The sequence below is a fragment of the Fundicoccus sp. Sow4_H7 genome, from assembly GCF_052115865.1.
In the GTDB taxonomy this organism is placed as follows: Bacteria; Bacillota; Bacilli; order Lactobacillales; family Aerococcaceae; genus Fundicoccus_A.
Map to the genome: position 1 here is coordinate 212,126 of NZ_JBQKME010000002.1, position 17,794 is coordinate 229,919.

General features: G+C 36.3%; 18 protein-coding genes. 4 read left to right on the plus strand and 14 right to left on the minus strand.

All coding sequences use genetic code 11. The features are described 5' to 3' along the window. Positions 1 to 20: 20 nt before the first annotated feature. The 3 genes from atpE to ACTQ54_RS03730 all read right to left on the minus strand — a co-directional run bounded on the left by atpE (position 21) and on the right by ACTQ54_RS03730 (position 1,660). Entirely contained in the window at positions 21 to 233 is a 213-nt protein-coding gene (gene atpE / locus ACTQ54_RS03720) for a F0F1 ATP synthase subunit C (RefSeq protein ID WP_441750123.1), read from the minus strand. Between the two features lie 26 nt (positions 234 to 259). Beyond that, the gene (atpB, locus tag ACTQ54_RS03725; RefSeq protein ID WP_441754796.1) at positions 260 to 979 is read right to left on the minus strand and encodes a F0F1 ATP synthase subunit A; all 720 of its coding nucleotides are present in this window, start codon (positions 977 to 979) and stop codon (positions 260 to 262) included. Between the two features lie 327 nt (positions 980 to 1,306). Then, a complete protein-coding gene (locus ACTQ54_RS03730; protein WP_441754798.1) occupies positions 1,307 to 1,660 on the minus strand; it encodes a Spx/MgsR family RNA polymerase-binding regulatory protein in 354 nt (117 codons plus the stop codon). Positions 1,661 to 1,749: 89 nt separating this feature from the next. Here ACTQ54_RS03730 and ACTQ54_RS03735 point away from each other — a divergent pair, with 89 nt between their 5' ends. Continuing rightward, positions 1,750 to 2,211 carry a VOC family protein gene (locus ACTQ54_RS03735; RefSeq protein WP_441754800.1) on the plus strand — a complete coding sequence of 154 codons (462 nt, stop codon included), beginning with the start codon at positions 1,750 to 1,752 and terminating at the stop codon, positions 2,209 to 2,211. Positions 2,212 to 2,284: 73 nt separating this feature from the next. Here the strand turns inward: ACTQ54_RS03735 and ACTQ54_RS03740 are convergent, their stop codons facing one another. From ACTQ54_RS03740 to ACTQ54_RS03775, 8 genes are all read right to left on the minus strand, one after another. Then, positions 2,285 to 3,484, minus strand: coding sequence for a hydroxymethylglutaryl-CoA synthase (locus ACTQ54_RS03740; RefSeq protein ID WP_441754802.1), 1,200 nt, complete (start codon positions 3,482 to 3,484; stop codon positions 2,285 to 2,287). A 32-nt stretch (positions 3,485 to 3,516) separates the two neighbouring features. Then, positions 3,517 to 4,782: a hydroxymethylglutaryl-CoA reductase, degradative gene (locus tag ACTQ54_RS03745; RefSeq protein WP_441754804.1), complete on the minus strand. Its 1,266-nt coding sequence runs from the start codon at positions 4,780 to 4,782 to the stop codon at positions 3,517 to 3,519. Positions 4,783 to 4,981: 199 nt separating this feature from the next. Beyond that, positions 4,982 to 5,620 carry a uracil phosphoribosyltransferase gene (upp, locus tag ACTQ54_RS03750; protein WP_441754806.1) on the minus strand — a complete coding sequence of 213 codons (639 nt, stop codon included), beginning with the start codon at positions 5,618 to 5,620 and terminating at the stop codon, positions 4,982 to 4,984. A gap of 39 nt (positions 5,621 to 5,659) precedes the next feature. Beyond that, positions 5,660 to 6,892, minus strand: coding sequence for a serine hydroxymethyltransferase (gene glyA, locus ACTQ54_RS03755; protein ID WP_441754808.1), 1,233 nt, complete (start codon positions 6,890 to 6,892; stop codon positions 5,660 to 5,662). Between the two features lie 25 nt (positions 6,893 to 6,917). Next, positions 6,918 to 7,949 carry an L-threonylcarbamoyladenylate synthase gene (locus ACTQ54_RS03760; protein WP_441754810.1) on the minus strand — a complete coding sequence of 344 codons (1,032 nt, stop codon included), beginning with the start codon at positions 7,947 to 7,949 and terminating at the stop codon, positions 6,918 to 6,920. 29 nt (positions 7,950 to 7,978) lie between these two features. Beyond that, complete coding sequence (gene prmC, locus ACTQ54_RS03765; protein ID WP_441754812.1) at positions 7,979 to 8,836, minus strand: peptide chain release factor N(5)-glutamine methyltransferase; 858 nt, start codon at positions 8,834 to 8,836, stop codon at positions 7,979 to 7,981. Beyond that, positions 8,820 to 9,899: a peptide chain release factor 1 gene (prfA, locus tag ACTQ54_RS03770; protein ID WP_441754814.1), complete on the minus strand. Its 1,080-nt coding sequence runs from the start codon at positions 9,897 to 9,899 to the stop codon at positions 8,820 to 8,822. Before prfA ends, prmC begins: the two co-directional genes overlap by 17 nt. Positions 9,900 to 9,941: 42 nt before the next feature. Next, positions 9,942 to 10,520, minus strand: a complete 579-nt coding sequence (locus tag ACTQ54_RS03775) for a thymidine kinase (protein ID WP_441754816.1) — start codon at positions 10,518 to 10,520, stop codon at positions 9,942 to 9,944. 522 nt (positions 10,521 to 11,042) lie between these two features. Between ACTQ54_RS03775 and ACTQ54_RS03780 the strand changes: the two genes are divergently transcribed. Continuing rightward, on the plus strand, positions 11,043 to 12,377 hold the full coding sequence (locus tag ACTQ54_RS03780) for a MurT ligase domain-containing protein (protein WP_441754817.1): 1,335 nt from the start codon (positions 11,043 to 11,045) through the stop codon (positions 12,375 to 12,377). 19 nt (positions 12,378 to 12,396) lie between these two features. Then, on the plus strand, positions 12,397 to 13,053 hold the full coding sequence (locus ACTQ54_RS03785) for a type 1 glutamine amidotransferase (RefSeq protein ID WP_441754885.1): 657 nt from the start codon (positions 12,397 to 12,399) through the stop codon (positions 13,051 to 13,053). A 48-nt stretch (positions 13,054 to 13,101) separates the two neighbouring features. Here the strand turns inward: ACTQ54_RS03785 and ACTQ54_RS03790 are convergent, their stop codons facing one another. The 3 genes from ACTQ54_RS03790 to ACTQ54_RS03800 all read right to left on the minus strand — a co-directional run bounded on the left by ACTQ54_RS03790 (position 13,102) and on the right by ACTQ54_RS03800 (position 16,600). Further along, positions 13,102 to 13,788 (minus strand): DUF554 domain-containing protein, encoded by a 687-nt coding sequence (locus tag ACTQ54_RS03790; protein WP_441754886.1) that lies wholly within the window; start codon positions 13,786 to 13,788, stop codon positions 13,102 to 13,104. Positions 13,789 to 13,792: 4 nt separating this feature from the next. Then, on the minus strand, positions 13,793 to 15,301 hold the full coding sequence (locus ACTQ54_RS03795) for a hypothetical protein (protein WP_441754818.1): 1,509 nt from the start codon (positions 15,299 to 15,301) through the stop codon (positions 13,793 to 13,795). Positions 15,302 to 15,364: 63 nt separating this feature from the next. Then, entirely contained in the window at positions 15,365 to 16,600 is a 1,236-nt protein-coding gene (locus ACTQ54_RS03800) for an AI-2E family transporter (protein WP_441754819.1), read from the minus strand. Positions 16,601 to 16,740: 140 nt separating this feature from the next. Between ACTQ54_RS03800 and ACTQ54_RS03805 the strand changes: the two genes are divergently transcribed. Beyond that, positions 16,741 to 17,775: a lactonase family protein gene (locus tag ACTQ54_RS03805; RefSeq protein ID WP_441754820.1), complete on the plus strand. Its 1,035-nt coding sequence runs from the start codon at positions 16,741 to 16,743 to the stop codon at positions 17,773 to 17,775. The last annotated feature ends 19 nt before the right edge of the window (positions 17,776 to 17,794 follow it).

Here is a 17,794-nt window from a genome sequence, read left to right on the forward strand (position 1 = left end):
TATTAACACCTCTGCTTTTCTTATCTAAATACAAGAATAAATGCAATAACGACCGCCATAATTGGAATGGCCTCGATTAAACCAACCCCAAGGAACATGGTCATACGTAATTTACCTTCTAATTCTGGTTGGCGTGCGATTGATTCGATTGTTTTAGAAATAACCATCCCGTTACCGATTGAAGCACCTAAAGCAGCGATTGATACAGCGATTGCAGCAGCAATTGAATCCATAATTTTTTTCTCCTTAATAATAAATTTTATGCGTGTTCTATTTCAATTTTATGTGATAAGTAAACCATTGTTAACGTCACAAAAATATAAGCTTGGATGGCACCGATAAATAATGAAAATCCTTGCCAAACCATTTGTAGGGGCATCCCTACTACCCATGTAAATGGTTGATATGATGTTGCCAAGCCTGCAATTAAACCAAGTAAAACTTCCCCAGCAAAAATATTTCCGTACAAACGTAAAGCCAATGTCAGTGTATTTGTAAACTCTTCAATTAATTTAATTGGGAGTAGAAAACTCACCGGTTTTAAGTAACTTTGAACAAAATAATTTTTCAATCCTAATTTACTAATCCCTAGGTAATGAGAAAGTAAAATCATTAGTAGGGCTAAACTTAGACAGACCATAGGATCTGCAGTCGGACTTCTCCAATAGCTATATTCTCCTATGTGAATAATAAAGGGTAAGCCCAAAAAATTAGAAACGAAAACAAATAACAACAAAGTAAAACCTAGTAGTTGATACATTTGAATGCGTTCGTCTGAGATAGCTCCGCCAACAATACCTTTAACAAAATCAACCAACCATTCTAAAAACAGCTGTCCCTTGCTCGGCTTGTCAGTCGACAATGACTGTGTACAATATTTGAGCAATAACCAGATTAATACGACTGTTGCTATTAGAGCTAGCAGCGTATTTAATCCAATAGGAATTCCTAGTAGATCAATTATGCGGGTTTCTTCCACTAGTAGAACCTTCTTTCTTAACAAAATAAATACTTAAAGATTTAAAAAAATAAAAATCTTTCGTATTGAACAACGGATTAATTTTAGCACTTACTTACCATGAAAACAAGTTGTAATTGAGTTTCTTCTCATTTCCTCAGAATAAAATCGCAATATTATTATTAAAAAAAGAAATCGAATTGTATAATTTTGATTTTGTTTTTATGCTTTATTTTTATTTTTTTTGGATTTAAAGCTAACTTTCAGCAACTTTTTGAATGGCTACTATTAATAAATAGCACCTTCGATATTTGACAGAAAAGAAGTTATCGCCATAAAAAGCGTTACTTAAATCCATCTTTGTAAAATTTGCTCCTTAGCACTCACAGTGGCTTTTTCCTCATTGGTGATGAGGGGTCTTTTAATCAGCATTCCATTTTGAGTTAGTAACTTAACGATTTCTCCAACCGTCATTGAATCCAACTTTTCTTTCAAATTCATTGAACGATACAAGTCTCCAGATGTATTGATGATTTTCTTTATGGATCCATTATTATCTTCTAAAAGTAGGTTAATAATTGCTTTATTAGGTGGATTGTCTCTTATATCGATGAATCTATCCACTTTTATGCCCTGATTCTCTAAATATTTAATGGCTTTTTTAGTCGTTGTACAATGGCTTAGCCCGTAAACAGTTAACAATACAATCGCTCCTTAATCCTTAATTTTTATTTATGTTTCTATTTTTCTTACTTCTTGCATGTTAAAATCCCATCAAAGGAGTGAAATAGATGAAATCAATTATCCCAAGTTTATGGTTTAGCGATAACAATTGCGAAGAAGCTATTCATTACTATGTCTCAGTTTTCCCAAATTCAACCGTTGATTCAATTGCTTACTATCCTGATGAATCATTAGACGAACATTTTGCGAATATGGCAAATAAAGTTATTACTGCTGAATTTACTTTAAACAATCAACGATTTATTGGCTTGGATGGTGGCCCAACTTTCCGATTTAACGAAGCTATTTCCTTTACTATTGAATGTGCCAATCAAGCTGAAATTGACTACTATTGGGACAAATTATCTCATGTCGCTGAAGCAGAACAATGTGGCTGGGTAAAAGATAAATTTGGTCTATCTTGGCAGATTATCCCAGACAATCTGGGTGAACTTCTTACCACTGATAGTAAAATCCAAGCCATGATGACAATGAAAAAAATTATTATTGACGATTTAATTAAGGCTTAAAAAAATAGAACATCTTACAATTACAACGATAGCTCAAGATAAAAGCGGCTGCATTTGAAAGATGTTCTTTTTGTTAGGACTTATAGGCGTAATAACGACGGTGGGCATCAATTCTACTCAAATAGAAGCCTTCCCCGTCTGTTCCTTCACTGACTTCTACTACTTCTTCAGTGGTGGTTAGAGTTTGACTAAAAATTTCTTCATAAGCTTCGATGGATAGTTTTTCACGGCGATCAAAATGTGCGATAATCATATTTTTATCTAAGGTATCTAAATATTGAGGCTGTAAGATACCTGTAATCAATTCAGCAACCGCTCCTGATCCATAGCTAAATAATCCCAAAACATCTCCACTGTTTAGTTTTTCAGCAAAAATTAAAAGAGAAATTAAGCTTAAGTAAAGGGAACCTGTATACAGATTACCTACCTGTCTATTTAAAACAGTTGAAGCTGGATATATATTTTGCCAAGCTTTAATCATATTCTCTTTTGTCTTGTCATCTAGTATATTTGATTTACTTTCTGAATACTTATCTAAAGCTTTTTTACCCATTTTTGTAAATGGTAAATGAAAGACCATAGCCTTAATTGTTTGCAGATAGTTTGCATCTACTTCTTCAAAACGTTCCATCACTTTTAAATACAAATCTTGATAAAGTTGAGTTGAAAAAGGTCCGTCTACTAAAGCAACATCTGAATAGTGTGGACGCCAAAAATCAAATTGATTACTTGTAACACTGATACTCTCTTGATTGATAGCTAAAATACTTGGGTTAGCTGTGATTAAGATGGCAACAGCCCCTGCTCCTTGCGTCACTTCACCTGAAGTATGTAATCCATAACGCGCAATATCAGCTGAAACAACTAACACTTTACGTTGCGGACGCAATTGAACATAGTCACAAGCAGACTGAATACCTGCTGTTGTACCGTAGCAGGCTTGTTTAATTTCATAACCTTTCGCGTAAGGTTGGATATTTAATAATTCATGTAAATAAATTGCTGATGCTTTAGAAAAATCAAACGAAGACTCCGTTGCAAATATAATTTGGTCGATTGTTTCTAAATCTTCATCCGTTAAAATTTCTTTGGCTGCATTAGCCGCTAGGGCAACAATATCTTGTTCAAGTAAAGGAACGGCCATCTTTTCTTGACCAATACCAATCAGATATTTATCAGGGTCAACACCTCTAGCATTTGCTAAATCTTCCGTATCTACATAGTGTTGTGGAATATAAAGCCCAATTTTATCGATACCGACAGTTATTGACATACGTTTCCTCTCTTTCTATCATAAATGATACTTTATCCTTTATTTTTTCTAACTTCTTTTAAAGCCTCTTTAGCTGTCGTTTGGCTAATTGTTTTTTGATGCTTTAAAAAATCAATGACTTGGCTCACTTCATCATCTTTTGCACCGACTTGCAAGGCAAGACTTTTCGCATGTAAAGACATATGGCCTTTTTGTATGCCATCTGTTACTAATGCAAGAACAGCAGCATAATTTTGCGCTAAACCTACAGCGGCGATTATTCCTGCAAGTCTTTCTGCATCCGGATTACCAAGCAAATCAAGTGACCATTGAGCAATCGGATGGACCGCAATCGTACCACCAACAGTTCCAATCGCTAGCGGCAATGACAAAGTTCCTACAAGCTCATTGGTTTTCTTATCAATCTCCCAGTTCGTTAGGGATTGATAGCGACCATTACGACTAGCATAAGCATGCGCACCTGCTTCAACCGCTCGCCAATCATTCCCAGTTGCAATAACAACTGAATCGATTCCGTTCATAATGCCTTTATTATGGGTTGCGGCACGATAGGGATCCAAATTAGCATATCGACTGGCTTGTTCGACCTTATTAGCAATCTTTTCGGCTTCCATTGCATTCTCATGAAGACTTAAAATCGGTACTTTAGCTTGGGCTGTTGTAATAGATGATTCAGAATAATTCGATAAAATGCTAAATAAAATCGGACTATCAATCATGCTAGAAATCTCTGGCGCAATGCCTTCAAGCACGGTATTGATAGCATTAGCTCCCATCGCTTCAGCCGGGTCCATACTTAAATAGACCACTAAAAAAATAGCTTCTTTTCCATCACTCTTACTATCAATCCATAAATCCCTCGGTCCAGCTCCTCTTTTTACCATGTTGTTAGCAAAAGAACGAGCTATTTCTAATAAGCGATCTTTATTTTCTAAGATTATTTGACGCTTTTTATCCACATCATTGACGTTGGTAAAAACAATTTGTCCAATAATTTCTCGACTCGAAACGTTCACGATGATATTATTTAGTTTTTTTGCCCCATTACTTGCCGCTGCAATAACCGAAGGCTCTTCGACTACCATCGGCACAACATAAGGTTCGCCATTGATCGAGAAATTTACAGCCACACCTAAAGGTAATTCATAATTAAATAAATAATTTTCCACCATGTGGTTGGCAACATCTTCCGGTAAGTTTTTGCTCGATTTTTCAGGCTGTAGAAAACCTAATTTTTCTAATAAATCTAATCGCTCTTGTTGCGATCTCTTATAGAAATTTTTAAATGGTTGTTCCAATCCTTATACCTCCACAATCTTCAGTAAAAATAGTCTATCATAGTTCATTAGTACCTGCTAATGATGCGAAATAATTTAACGTATTCTTATTTGATTTTGCTTATTTATTAGTGTTTAACTTGCAAGGAAAAAGTCGTAAGTCACTCATCTTGTTGAGTGGCTTACGACTCTAATCTTCTTAATACTTTTAATTAAAAGGTTATTTTGTCCCGAAAATACGGTCACCAGCATCACCTAAGCCAGGTAAGATATAGCCATTTTCATCCAGACGCTCATCTAAAGCGGCTGTATAAATATCAACACCAGGATATTTTGCTTGAACTGCTTGTACACCTTCTGGTGCAGCTACTAAACTAACAAAAATAATATTTTCAGGGCTGCAGTTATATTTAGTAGTTAAGATATCAAGTGCTGCAACAGCAGAACTACCTGTCGCAAGCATCGGATCGACTACGAAAAGTTTACGTTCATCGATATCGGTTGGAAACTTAGCAAAATATTCAATGGCTTCAAGGGTTTCATGGTCACGATAAAGTCCGATATGACCCACACGAGCAGATGGAACTAATTTTAGAATTCCATCAACCATCCCAAGGCCAGCTCTTAAAATAGGAACGATAGCTAATTTTTTACCTGCAATATGTTTTTGAGTCGTCTTAACTAATGGTGTCTCAATTTCGATATCTTCTAGTGGTAGGTCGCGTGTTATTTCATAAGCCATCAACATCGCTATTTCATTCGTAACCTCACGAAATTCTTTTGTTGATGTATTTTTATCACGAATAATTGTCAACTTGTGTTTGATCAATGGATGCTCCACTACTGTAAATTTAGCCATTATTCATTCCCCCAATTTTCTTTATTTTTCAATTGTCTATTATACTGTAAACAATGGTTTATTTTCAACGATAGTTTTCACTTTATCACGAATTGAATCTAATTCAGCTTGGTCAGTTGTTTGTAAAGAGCTAATCATAAGCTCTGCAATTAAAGCAGCTTCATCTTCTTTAACCCCTCGGGTCGTAATGGCTGCTGTACCGACACGAATACCACTTGTTTCAACAAACGATTTTTGATCATTCGGGATAGAATTTTTGTTGACCGTAATCCCTACTGCTTCAAGTCGTTCTTGTGCTTCTTTTCCAGTTATCCCTAAAGGCGTTACATCTAGCATAAACAGATGATTATCACTTCCAGCAGAAATAACACACATTGAGCTTTTATTAAAGACTTCAACCATGGCTTGGACATTTTTTAAAACTTGTCCAATATAGTCTTTAAAGTAAGGTTGCAAGGCTTCATGGAAAGCAACTGCTTTAGCTGCAATGACATGTTCTAAAGGACCTCCTTGAGTTCCTGGGAAAACTGCGCTATTTAATTTTTTCGCATGTTCTTTTTTAGCTAAAATAACACCGCCACGAGGGCCCCGCAATGTTTTATGCGTTGTCGTTGTCACCACATCGGCAAAAGGAACAGGATTTTGATGGTAACCTGTTGCGACTAAACCAGCGATATGCGCCATATCCACAAAGTAGATAGCCCCAACTTCTTTAGCAATCTTACCAATCCGCTCAAAATCGATGTGACGTGAATAAGCACTGGCGCCAGCAATAATCATCTTTGGTTTTACTTCATGCGCGATTTTTTCCAGAGCATCGTAGTCAAGTAATTCATTTTCATCTACCCCGTAACTGTACATTTCATAAGATTGGCCACTAAAATTAACAGGTGAACCATGGGTTAAATGGCCTCCTTGTGATAAGTCCATTCCTAAAACTTTATCGCCAGGATTTAAAAAAGCCCTATAAACCGCTAAGTTAGCTGATGAACCTGAGTGTGGTTGCACATTCGCAAATTCTGCTCCAAACAAACTCTTTACACGATCAATCGCTAATTGTTCTATTTGATCAACAAATTCACAACCGCCATAGTAACGACGATTCGGATAACCTTCTGCGTATTTATTCGTTAAGACGCTCCCTTGCGCTGCCATCACATCGTCTGACACAAAATTTTCAGATGCAATTAACTCAATGCCATGCATTTGACGTTGCTCTTCTTTAGCAATTAATTCAAAAATTTGTAAATCCTTTACATAGTAATTTTCCATAGACCACTCACTCCATTCATATTACTCAAATCAAATAATTTGCTGCTTTGGTACTTCGATTAATATACGCATGTGCGGCATCCGATTCTGCCAAACCTTGCAATAAAATAATCTCACAATTACTTTGTTCTAAATAACGCAAGCCAGCATACAATTCTTTTGTATGCCTAGCAATATCGCCACGAGGACCTAATGAATAAGTCGATGTCACTGCCGTTTCGTCCTGCAACAAACGCAACCATTCTTCATCGGCTAATACACCGATATTTATTTTTGAATTTCGAATAAAACTTTGCCATTCGCCCAAAGTATTATGAGCGTCCACCAGATAAACAGCCTGTTTCGGGCTATAGTGGACATATTTTACCCCAGGCGAGAGTAAATCTTGGCTCTTTAATTGTTCTTCGGCCGACATCTCAATGACGGGGATATTTAGTTGACTGAGCATTTGCGACGTAATCGCTCCAGGTCGTAAAACCACAATGCGATCATCTTCGGCTATCACAACCGTCGACTCGACACCAATATGGGTTTGCTTGCTAGCAGCTTTCACCACGCCATCAATGGCACCGGATAGATCATTTAAAACATGTTCCATCCGCGTCGGACTCGGTTTACCTGATAGATTGGCACTTGGACCAACCAGTGGAAAACCAGTCATTTCAATCAGAAGTAAGGTTTCTAATTGATTAGGCATCCGAAGTGAAACCGTAGGTCTGCCTGCAGAAATACTAGGAGCGAACATTCCTTCTTTAGCTGGAAAAATAATCGTTAATGGGCCCGGCCAAAACCGATCCATCAAATCATTTGCTGTTTGATTCACTCGTTCGACATAATGGCTAACCATCTCACGATTGGCAATATGGACAATTAATGGATTATCACTTGGACGACCTTTGACTTCAAACACTTTTTTCACAGCTACTTCATCGTTAGCAATCGCGCCTAGCCCAAAAACAGTTTCCGTTGGAAAAGCAACCAGGCCACCTTCTTTAAGAATTCCAGCTGCTTCCTTTAAATTGTCAAAATCAAAGATCTTTGTTTGGTGATTCTCCATAATTAAAAGCCTCTTCCTAATAAATATCTCTACATTTCATGTATCCATACATACCGATCCAATTGATTAAAATCTGTTAATACCTCAACCTTTGCCTTAGGAAAGGCTTGTTCAAAAATTTGCTTCACTGCTTCACCTTGCCTAAAACCAATCTCGAAAATTAATTGTCCCTTTGCTTGTAAATATTGTGCGATATTTGAAGCCAAGCGCTGATAAATGCCTAAGCCATTTTCTTCAGCAAATAAAGCAAGTGATGGTTCATATTTTTTGACACTTTCATCCATCAAGGCTAATTCATCTGAACTAATATAGGGTGGATTCGAAAGAATCAAATCGAATTTTTCATTATCTGCTATTGCGTTCAATAAGTCACTTTGTACAAACTCAACATCAACATTTAATGCTGCTGCATTTTCTTTAGCAACCGCTAAAGCAGCTTTGGAAATATCCAAGGCTTTAACAGATGTCTGGGGATATTTTTTCTTAATCATAATCGCTAAAATACCTGTCCCCGTACCAATATCTAAAACTTTTGCTTGGGGATTTTTACTTAACAAGTCGTGGGCTAATTCTATAATGCCTGAAGTTTCTTCGCGCGGAATCAAGGTATCGGTTGTCACTTTAAACCGCTCACCCATAAATTCAGTATAACCTAAAATATACTGAATAGGTTCATCCATGGCTAAACGATTTAAAATAGTTTCAAATTGTTGCCAATCTTCAGACAAAACGGGCTGATGCAAGTTTTTGACAACATCTGTTAAGCTTAAGTCAAAGGACAGCATCCAATAGGTCCTAGCTAAATTAGGATCAAGTTTGTTTTTTTCTAAAAAAATTGAAGCTCGGTGAAGAGCTTCATGTAAGGTTTGACTAGACTTGTGGTCCATTCAGTTCCTCCAACTTTTGTGTTTGGTCAAATAGAACTAAGGCATCGATAATATCATCTAATTTACCACTTAAAATGGAATCCAATTGTTGAATCGTTAAACCGATACGGTGATCAGTCACACGATTTTGCGGGAAGTTATAGGTACGAATCCGCTCAGAACGGTCTCCAGTCCCAACGGCTAGTTTACGATTAGAATCGTATTCTGCTTGTGCTTCTGCTTGAATTTGATCAAAGACACGTGCACGCAAGATTTTCATTGCTTTCTCGCGGTTTTTCAACTGTGACCGTTCATCTTGCATGGCTACAACTGTATTCGTTGGAATATGTGTTAAACGAACCGCAGAAGCTGTCTTGTTTACGTGCTGTCCCCCCGCTCCACTTGCATGGTAGATATCCACACGAATATCATTTTCATCAATTTCAAAATCAATTTCTTCGGCTTCAGGTAGGACAACAACCGTTGCAGTTGATGTATGTACACGGCCTTGCGATTCTGTTTCTGGCACTCTTTGTACCCGGTGTGAGCCATTTTCAAACTTCAATTTACTGTAAACTTTATTACCCGTAATCATTAACGATACTTCTTTATAACCACCGATACCAGTAATATTGGCATCAAGTAGTTCAACTCGCCAACCTTGACTCTCAGCGTAGTGGGTATACATATTTAATAAATCCCCCGCAAATAACTGGGCTTCATCCCCACCCGCAGCTCCACGAATTTCCATAATAATATTTTTACCATCATTAGGATCTTCGGGTAACATCATCACGCGAATTTCATCTTCAAGTGCTTCACGCTCTGATTTTAAATCACTTAATTCTGTTTTGGCCAAATCAGCCATCTCAGGATGTAAATCCTCAGCCAACATTTCTTCTGTTTCTTCAATTTCTGTTTCTACTTGTTTATAACGTTTAATTTTCTCTACCTTTGGACGCAAATCCGCCTCTTCAATCGTTAAGTCCCGTAAACGATTGGTATCTGAAATTACATCGGGGTCACTTAAAAGTTCATGAATTTCATCAAAACGAAAAATTAAACTATCTAACTGATCAAACATCTTATACTCCTCACTTTGCTTGGCTAACTTTCGAAAAAGCTTTTAATCAACAATTTTCCCAGGATGGGAATAACACTTACGGCAAACAGGTAAATAAGACTCATTGCCACCAATTTGAATTTGTTCTCCATGGTAAACCGGCTCACCTTCAAAAAAGCGTAAATTCATCGTTGCCTTTTTATGGCAGAACCAACAAATGGTTTTAATTTCTTCAATTTTATCAGCATATAAAAGTAAGTATTTCGACCCTTCAAATAATTCATTCATAAAATCATTTTTCAAGCCAAAAGCCATCACTGGAATATCTAACTCATCCACTACACGTGCTAATTGAATAATATGTTCTTTTTTCAAAAACTGAGCTTCATCAATCAGTATACAAAATGGCTTCGGTTGAATGGCTTGAATCTCTTCAAACAGATCCGTTGATTCCTCGACGGGCTGTGCCTCTCTTTGAAAACCAATCCGACTTGCAACTAAGCCAACAGAAGTCCGGTTATCTAAGGCACTTGTAAAAATTGCTACGGGCTTATTTTGCTCCTCATAGTTATGGGCAACTTTAATGATTTCAATCGACTTCCCACTATTCATTGCACCATATTTAAAATAAAACTGTGCCATTCACTCTCACCTTTCGCCTCTATGATACTTTCAACTAATCATATTAAAATAATTTCCAGACTTAGTCAATCTTTCAAACCATCAAAATAAATATCACTGCCATTGGAATTTTGTGCTGGGGAATAAAAGTTCTTTACATTGGGCAAATAATTAATGAAGTTCATAAAATTGTGCAAAAACCATGAAAGAACCAGGCTAAAGTTTTAAACTCATCTCAGCAACGAAGGCATTTTGCTATTCGTTGAGGAAACGATTGGCTACATCATGCCTAAGATAACTCAATCATTGATCCAATATCTAGATTTTAATCTCGCACTCGGTTGAAAAGAGAGTTTCATCCGAGCGGCCTGTGCACAATCGGCTCAAATCGTTATATGCCAAATGAAACTTATCCTCTCAACTTTCTTCTATTTTTTGATTTTTTTATAAATCTGCCAGCAAGCTTTGCAATTTTAACATTGCTTGCTAAAATAGATAAATCAGAGATATTTATTTAAAAAGGTTTTAAAAGGAGATTTAAATATGACCATACGAAGTTCGATAGCCAAATCAATCGGTCAATTAACACGTTGGGGCTTAATGACGTTTACAAGAGGCGGAAGTAGTTTACCTGGAAAAATTGCCACAACGATTGCCCCGGATATATTGTCTTCTTTAGCCGACGATTATGATGTGATTATTATTACGGGAACGAATGGTAAAACCATGACCACCGCACTAACGGTACATGCACTCAAACAAAAATATGACTATGTGTTAACCAATCCCACTGGTTCTAATATGCAACAAGGGATTGTGAGTACTTTTTTAGCGAGTCCAAAACTGCCTAAAGGACAAAGAGGGGTAGCGGTGCTTGAGGTTGATGAAGGTTCGTTAAAACATGTGGTTAAGCATTTGCAACCTCAATTATATGTTCATACCAATATTTTTCGTGATCAAATGGACCGTTATGGAGAAATTTATTCTATTTATAAACTAATGACAGATGCGGCAAAAATGACGCCGACGGCAACTATTTTAGCGAATGGTGATTCGCCTTTATTTCAATCGACGGAACTTCCAAATCCAACAAAATATTTTGGTTTTGATCATGAAGAACTGCAGGATGTCATGCCTCACTACAATACCGACGGTATTTTATGTCCGCATTGTCATCATATCTTAAACTATAAATTATTGACTTATGCTAATTTAGGCCATTACTATTGTCAGCATTGTGGCTTTGAACGTCCGGAGCTTGATTTTAAAATAACCCAAATTGATGATTTAAACTTAACCGAGTCTTCTTTTACGATTGAAAATACCAAGCTAACCATTCCGGTTGCAGGTTTATATAATATTTATAATGCACTAGCGGCCTTTAGTGTTGCACGCCTATTTGATGTTAATCCTGAAGCTATCGTGACTGGTTTTAAACAAGCTGAACGTGTGTTTGGTCGTCAGGAATTTTTTGAAATCAATGAAAAAAAAGTGCTCTTGAACCTAGTTAAAAACCCTGTTGGATTAAATCAAGTGATTGATTTAATTGGCTTAAGCGACGAAAAATTTACATTAATTGCCATTCTAAACAACCGCTATGCTGATGGGACAGATGTAAGCTGGATTTGGGATGGTAATTATGAGCAATTAGCCAGTTATCCCATCAAGGAAAGTTACACTTCTGGGATGAAAACAACTGAAATGACATTGCGCTTGAAAGTTGCCGGTATTGATCCAGCTAGCATTCATGAAGTAAATGAAGACGATATTATTAAGACCATCGAAAACTGTCAAACAGACTATGTCCATATATTAGCAACCTATACTGCCATGTTGGACATCCGTTCGAAATTAATAGACAAAGGCTATTTAAAATAAAGGAGCGATGACTATGAACATGAACACATTACGCATTTGCCATTTATACGGCAACTTGATGAATACCTATGGCGATAATGGGAATCTTCTCATGATTCAATATTATGCCCGTGAAAAAGGCTACAATGTGGAAACAACCATCGTTAGTCTTGATGATGACTTCGTGGCTAGTGATTATGACATTGTCTTCTTTGGTGGCGGTCAAGATTTTGAACAAAAGATTATTTCACATGATATTGGTCGCTTAAAAACTGAAATAAATAATTTTATCGTAAACGATGGTGTCATGTTAGCCATCTGTGGTGGTTTTCAATTGCTTGGCCAGTATTATGTTAATTCAGTAGGAGAAAAAATTAATGGACTCGGAGTCATGCCTCACTACACTGAAAGACAGGTCGGCAGTCGTTTTATCGGCGATATTGAAATATTCGATGAAGTCAATCAACAGACCTACTACGGATTTGAAAACCACAATGGCGTTACCTATTTAACTGATGCCTTAAAACCTCTTGGGACAGTTATCAAAGGTAATGGGAATAATGGACAAGATAAAACAGAAGGTGTCCATTATCGGAATGTATTTGGCTCTTATTTTCATGGTCCCCTCCTCGTTCGCAATGAATGGTTAGCCCGTCATTTAATTGATTTAGCTATCAAAGTTAAACACAGTAAATAATCGAAAAACCCATAAAACTGATACGAAATCAGTCTTATGGGTTTTTTATTATGATAGAAAAAGTCCAAAAAGAATTGGCATAAAAATAGCAGGCGTAAAATTTAATATTTGAAACTCAGTTAATTTTAACAAGTTCATAGCCAGCCCTATTAATAAGATTGAACCAACGACAATCATATGATTAATGGTATAGGTTGATAAAACTGGCTCTAAAAATGATGCAAAAATAATTAAGCCACCTTCAATAATTAGAATGGGAATACTGGATAGTAAAACACCTGCACCTAGTGAAGATGCCAGTAGTAAAGAAGAAATCCCATCCATTAAACTCTTAGTATAAAGAGTGGCGTTATCGCCTTGCAAACCACTTTCAAGTGAGCCAACAATGACCATTGACCCAATACAAAAAAGTAGAAAAGCACTAACAAAGCCTTGAGCAACACTAACACCTTCATTATTGGGATTCACCTTTTGATCTACTTTATTGGCTAAATTAATAATCATGCCATCAAAGTCAAAAGCTTCCCCAATAATAATCCCAGTCACCATTGAAAGAATCACAATGATGGTGTCACTTTCTTCCAATGCACCACTGATTCCAATCATAAGCACACATAAACCAATACCTTGCATAATACGTTCATGAAATCGCGGCGCAATCCCACGATTGACGAACAAGCCTATTGCTCCACCAATTAATACAGTTAATGCATTTGCGATCGCTCCCAGTTTAATCTCCTCACTCTTCTATTTCATCTTCTTCATTTGTTTCATCAATTAAATTAGATACATCTGCTCTGTCTTCAACAATGTCTAATTCATCATTGATGTAACGAAGATAGACGGGTTTCCAATTAAAATGAACATAAATTAATTCCAACGCTTCTTCTTCACCTTCATCAATGACGATTGTCGTATCTCCATTTAAAAATTCTTCAACACTTTCATTCAAAATATCATCTTCATCAGAGCTTTCTTGTGTTTGACTCGCATCTTCTTGCCCATCTAAATATGAATCATCAATAGGTGTATTGATGGCGATATAGAAGTCTAATCCTTGCCATACATCATAATAGCGCATTTTATCGAGTGCGAAACTTTTAATAACAGTAATAGACTCACCAGGTTGTAACACTTGTCCGTATAATTGATTAATTAATGCATAATCACTCTTAATCTCATCTTCACCAATGACTAAACTCGCCTCTCCATCAACAGGTAAAATGGCATGCTTAGATTGATTATTCACTGTATACTGAATCGAAACGATGATTTGACCATAAGTGAAATTTTGAAAAGCATCTGCATAATTTTCGAATGGTTCAAAGTCAGAAACTTCAATTCTCTCTAGCTTATATACAACATCTTGATCTGTATTGGTCATTTGAACATCTTCAGCAGCTAACAGAGTCTTCGTTCCCCACCACTCCGTTGTTAAACGATCTTGAATATAGCTTTGATTTAAGCTGACTTCTTCTTCCGCTTCTTTGGAAAGAGGTAAGAACAGCGGCAGTTCATCACCAAGAATGTTCGCACCTAAGCCAACAATTTCATCCATATTTTGTCGTGGAGGTACCACCGTCAAATAAAAGTTTTCATATTTGTTAATACTTGACAAGGCATCTTCATTCAACCCATAAACTAAATAGCCTTCAACCATGGATTCGGCTGTAATCTCGCCTGCATTTTGTAGCAGGATTTCCGTTAAATTACCACTTTGCGATGGGTAAAGTGATTGACTCGGCAAATAAGTCATGGGAGCATCCCGATAAGATAATTTTAATTCCTCTATTGGAAAATAGAAAGTCTCATTGGATGTGTTTGTAATAGATGTATGTAGTAAAACGACGGCAGCACCTTCATCGCTATAACCAAAATTCTTTTCAAAAGATGTATCTATTTCTTCAACCTCAAATAATTTAAAGGATTGTATTTTAATTTCGAATGCATCTTGTTGTTGAGTTAACGACTGGTTGGAAGCAAAAAGCGTTTCTCCAATGATTAATCCATCCATGTGCTTCAACTCTGCTTCAACTTGATTAAATTCAGGTACAAAACGAGGGTCCATTAAAGCTGTAGACTCATCTGTTTGTGATGATTCTTGCGAATTCAGGATTTCGTTACTTTCAATAGCTTGTTCTTGAATAAATTGCTCATATTGGCCGCTTAAACTTTCACAGCCACTCAGGAAAAATATGAGAACAATTAACAAAGCCAAAATACGTTTCAATTGATAAAAAAAAGACATGTCATTCCAACTTCCTCATTCATGTTCTGTTAAAAATTTATGGCCTAATAAATAACAAAACGTCTATTCTTTGTTTGCTTGTACTTCATCTGGTGTCATAACAACTAATGCTTCATCTTCAAATTCCGTTACCAAAGGTGGTACATAGGGATCATCATATAGATCTGAATTTTCACGATACCATTCATAGATTTCGCTACAAACAACCTTTATCACAGCATACCCCGGAACACCTAATATTACACCACTTAAACCAAATAGTCGACCAGAAATCAGCAAAATAAATAAAATTGTAATGGGATGAATTTGCAAACTATTCCCTAGTATTTGTGGCTGAATAAAACGGCCTTCAATGGTTTGCTCAATAACTAAGACAGCCACCACTTTTAGAAACATTGCTGGTGACGTTAATAGACCGATCACAACCGCTGGAATAACAGCAATAAATGACCCCAAGTACGGAATAACATTCAATACGGCTGCTAAAACGGCTAAAGTTACCCCATAGTCTAAGCCAATAATCGTATAGCCGATGGTAAAAATAATCCCTACAGCCACTGCCACAAGAATCTGACCACGAATATATTGGGATATTTGGTAATTACCCTGATAAATAACACGGCTAACAGCCAAGCGATATTTATTTGGAACGTAATAGAGGATAAAAGGTGGAATTTCATGGCCACTGACTAATAAATAGTATAGAATAATCGGAATCGTAAAAATACCAGTAAATAACTGGGCAACAATCCCTATGACACTTCCTAAGCCTCCGAATGTCGTCGTTAACAGTGGATTAATTCGTTCGGTTAAGCTTGTTAAATCAATCTGTTTAATAAATTCAACTAAATCATCCATCGAATCCGCCAGACCAAAATTAAATGGAAAATTTGTAATCATTTGATTGATTGATTCATAATAGACAGGCAAATTTTCTATGAAACTTTGCGTTTGATTGCGTATAATAGGGATAAGCGTAATAATTCCCCAAGTGATAAGCAAGACGATTCCAATAAAAATAGTAAAAACCGAAATATTTTTATTGATGCCATTTGCACTCAGCTTATTTACCAAAGGTGAAAAAAGATAATATAAAATCCCACTAGCAATAATTGGAAATGCCAGTAAGTTAATAATGACACCTAAAGGTTGAAAAAAATGACTTATCTGACCGAAAACCCAAATAATGACTAGGATAAGTAAGATAATTAACAGAGAAGTAACCAGTTTATTATTTAAAAATAGTTCCCAAAACCAACTATTTTTCCGTCTATTATTTTTGGAAGTATTTTGCCCCATCATTTCACCTCTTCTAACTTCTTCAGCTTATTTTAGCATATTTAAAGGCTATTTACTAAACTAACTATTTATTAGTCTAAAAGATTTTGCATACTTATGGTATAATTATTTTACATTCAATTTAAGAAAGGATTGTTCATATGCAAGAATATATTTTAGGGGGATATACAAGACGCGATAATGAAGGTTTAAAAACAATTCAATTTGATGAAGTTGAAGGGAAATTTTCAAATAAAAAATTAATCGCGGAATTAGGTTCTCCAACATATGTGGCATTATCCCGAGATAAATCGCTATTATTTGCTATTCATAAAGATTCTGAAAACGAAAAAGCTGGTATTGTTGCTTTTCGAAAAGATGAACATCAAAACTGGAATGAAATTAGTCGTCTATTAGCGACGGTTGGGTCAGGCTGTCATGTTTCTTATCGAGAAAGTAGCCAAACCATTTACGTTTCTAACTATGGTGACGGTGAATTAGATGTTTACCATTTGGACGTAAATGACCAATTGCATCATGTGCAGAAAATAACGCACACAGGTTCAAGTGTTCATCCAAACCAAGAAAAATCACATATCCATATGGGACTTCTTACAGCCGACCAAAATTCATTAATAGTATGTGATTTAGGAACAGACTATGTATCCGTTTATTCAATAGACGATGAAGGTTTGCTTGAATTAAAGCATGAAATAAAAATGCCAGAAGGTACCGGACCTAGACATGCTGCTTTACATCCTGCAAAACCTTATCTATATGTGATTGGCGAATTAAATAACACAACGAATGTGCTTGAAATCAAAAATGATTTCACCTTCGATTTAGTTCAAACAGTCGAAAATGTTCCACAAGAATATCGCTCTGATGCATCTGGTGCCGCAATCCGAATTACCCAAGATGGCCGTTTTATATACTCTTCTTCACGTTTCCATGATATTATTACCGTTTTTGAAATTAATGAAGAAAACGGTCAAGTAAGTGAGATTCAAAAAATTGGAACAGTTGGTCAAATTCCACGTGATTTTATTCTTGACCAAACAGAAAGCTTTGCCTTAGTCGCTCACCAGGACAGTGATCACTTAAGTGTATTTAAACGCAATTCTGAAACAGGAAAACTCTCTTTTATTGATAACACAACTTATGCACCTGAATGTGTTTGTATCGCACTAGCATAGTATTTAAACAAATAAATAA

Bases quoted from the DNA above. Each gene is read 5' to 3' on its own strand.
- glyA (WP_441754808.1), bottom strand. From the start codon at position 6,892: ATGGAAAATTACTATGTAAAGGATTTACAAATTTTTGAATTAATTGCT.
- ACTQ54_RS03740 (WP_441754802.1), bottom strand. From the start codon at position 3,484: ATGTCAATAACTGTCGGTATCGATAAAATTGGGCTTTATATTCCACAA.
- ACTQ54_RS03760 (WP_441754810.1), bottom strand. From the start codon at position 7,949: ATGGAGAATCACCAAACAAAGATCTTTGATTTTGACAATTTAAAGGAA.
- prfA (WP_441754814.1), bottom strand. From the start codon at position 9,899: ATGTTTGATCAGTTAGATAGTTTAATTTTTCGTTTTGATGAAATTCAT.
- ACTQ54_RS03735 (WP_441754800.1), top strand. From the start codon at position 1,750: ATGAAATCAATTATCCCAAGTTTATGGTTTAGCGATAACAATTGCGAA.
- ACTQ54_RS03795 (WP_441754818.1), bottom strand. From the start codon at position 15,301: ATGTCTTTTTTTTATCAATTGAAACGTATTTTGGCTTTGTTAATTGTT.
- ACTQ54_RS03800 (WP_441754819.1), bottom strand. From the start codon at position 16,600: ATGGGGCAAAATACTTCCAAAAATAATAGACGGAAAAATAGTTGGTTT.
- ACTQ54_RS03780 (WP_441754817.1), top strand. From the start codon at position 11,043: ATGACCATACGAAGTTCGATAGCCAAATCAATCGGTCAATTAACACGT.
- atpE (WP_441750123.1), bottom strand. From the start codon at position 233: ATGGATTCAATTGCTGCTGCAATCGCTGTATCAATCGCTGCTTTAGGT.
- ACTQ54_RS03775 (WP_441754816.1), bottom strand. From the start codon at position 10,520: ATGGCACAGTTTTATTTTAAATATGGTGCAATGAATAGTGGGAAGTCG.
- upp (WP_441754806.1), bottom strand. From the start codon at position 5,620: ATGGCTAAATTTACAGTAGTGGAGCATCCATTGATCAAACACAAGTTG.
- ACTQ54_RS03785 (WP_441754885.1), top strand. From the start codon at position 12,397: ATGAACACATTACGCATTTGCCATTTATACGGCAACTTGATGAATACC.
- ACTQ54_RS03805 (WP_441754820.1), top strand. From the start codon at position 16,741: ATGCAAGAATATATTTTAGGGGGATATACAAGACGCGATAATGAAGGT.
- prmC (WP_441754812.1), bottom strand. From the start codon at position 8,836: ATGGACCACAAGTCTAGTCAAACCTTACATGAAGCTCTTCACCGAGCT.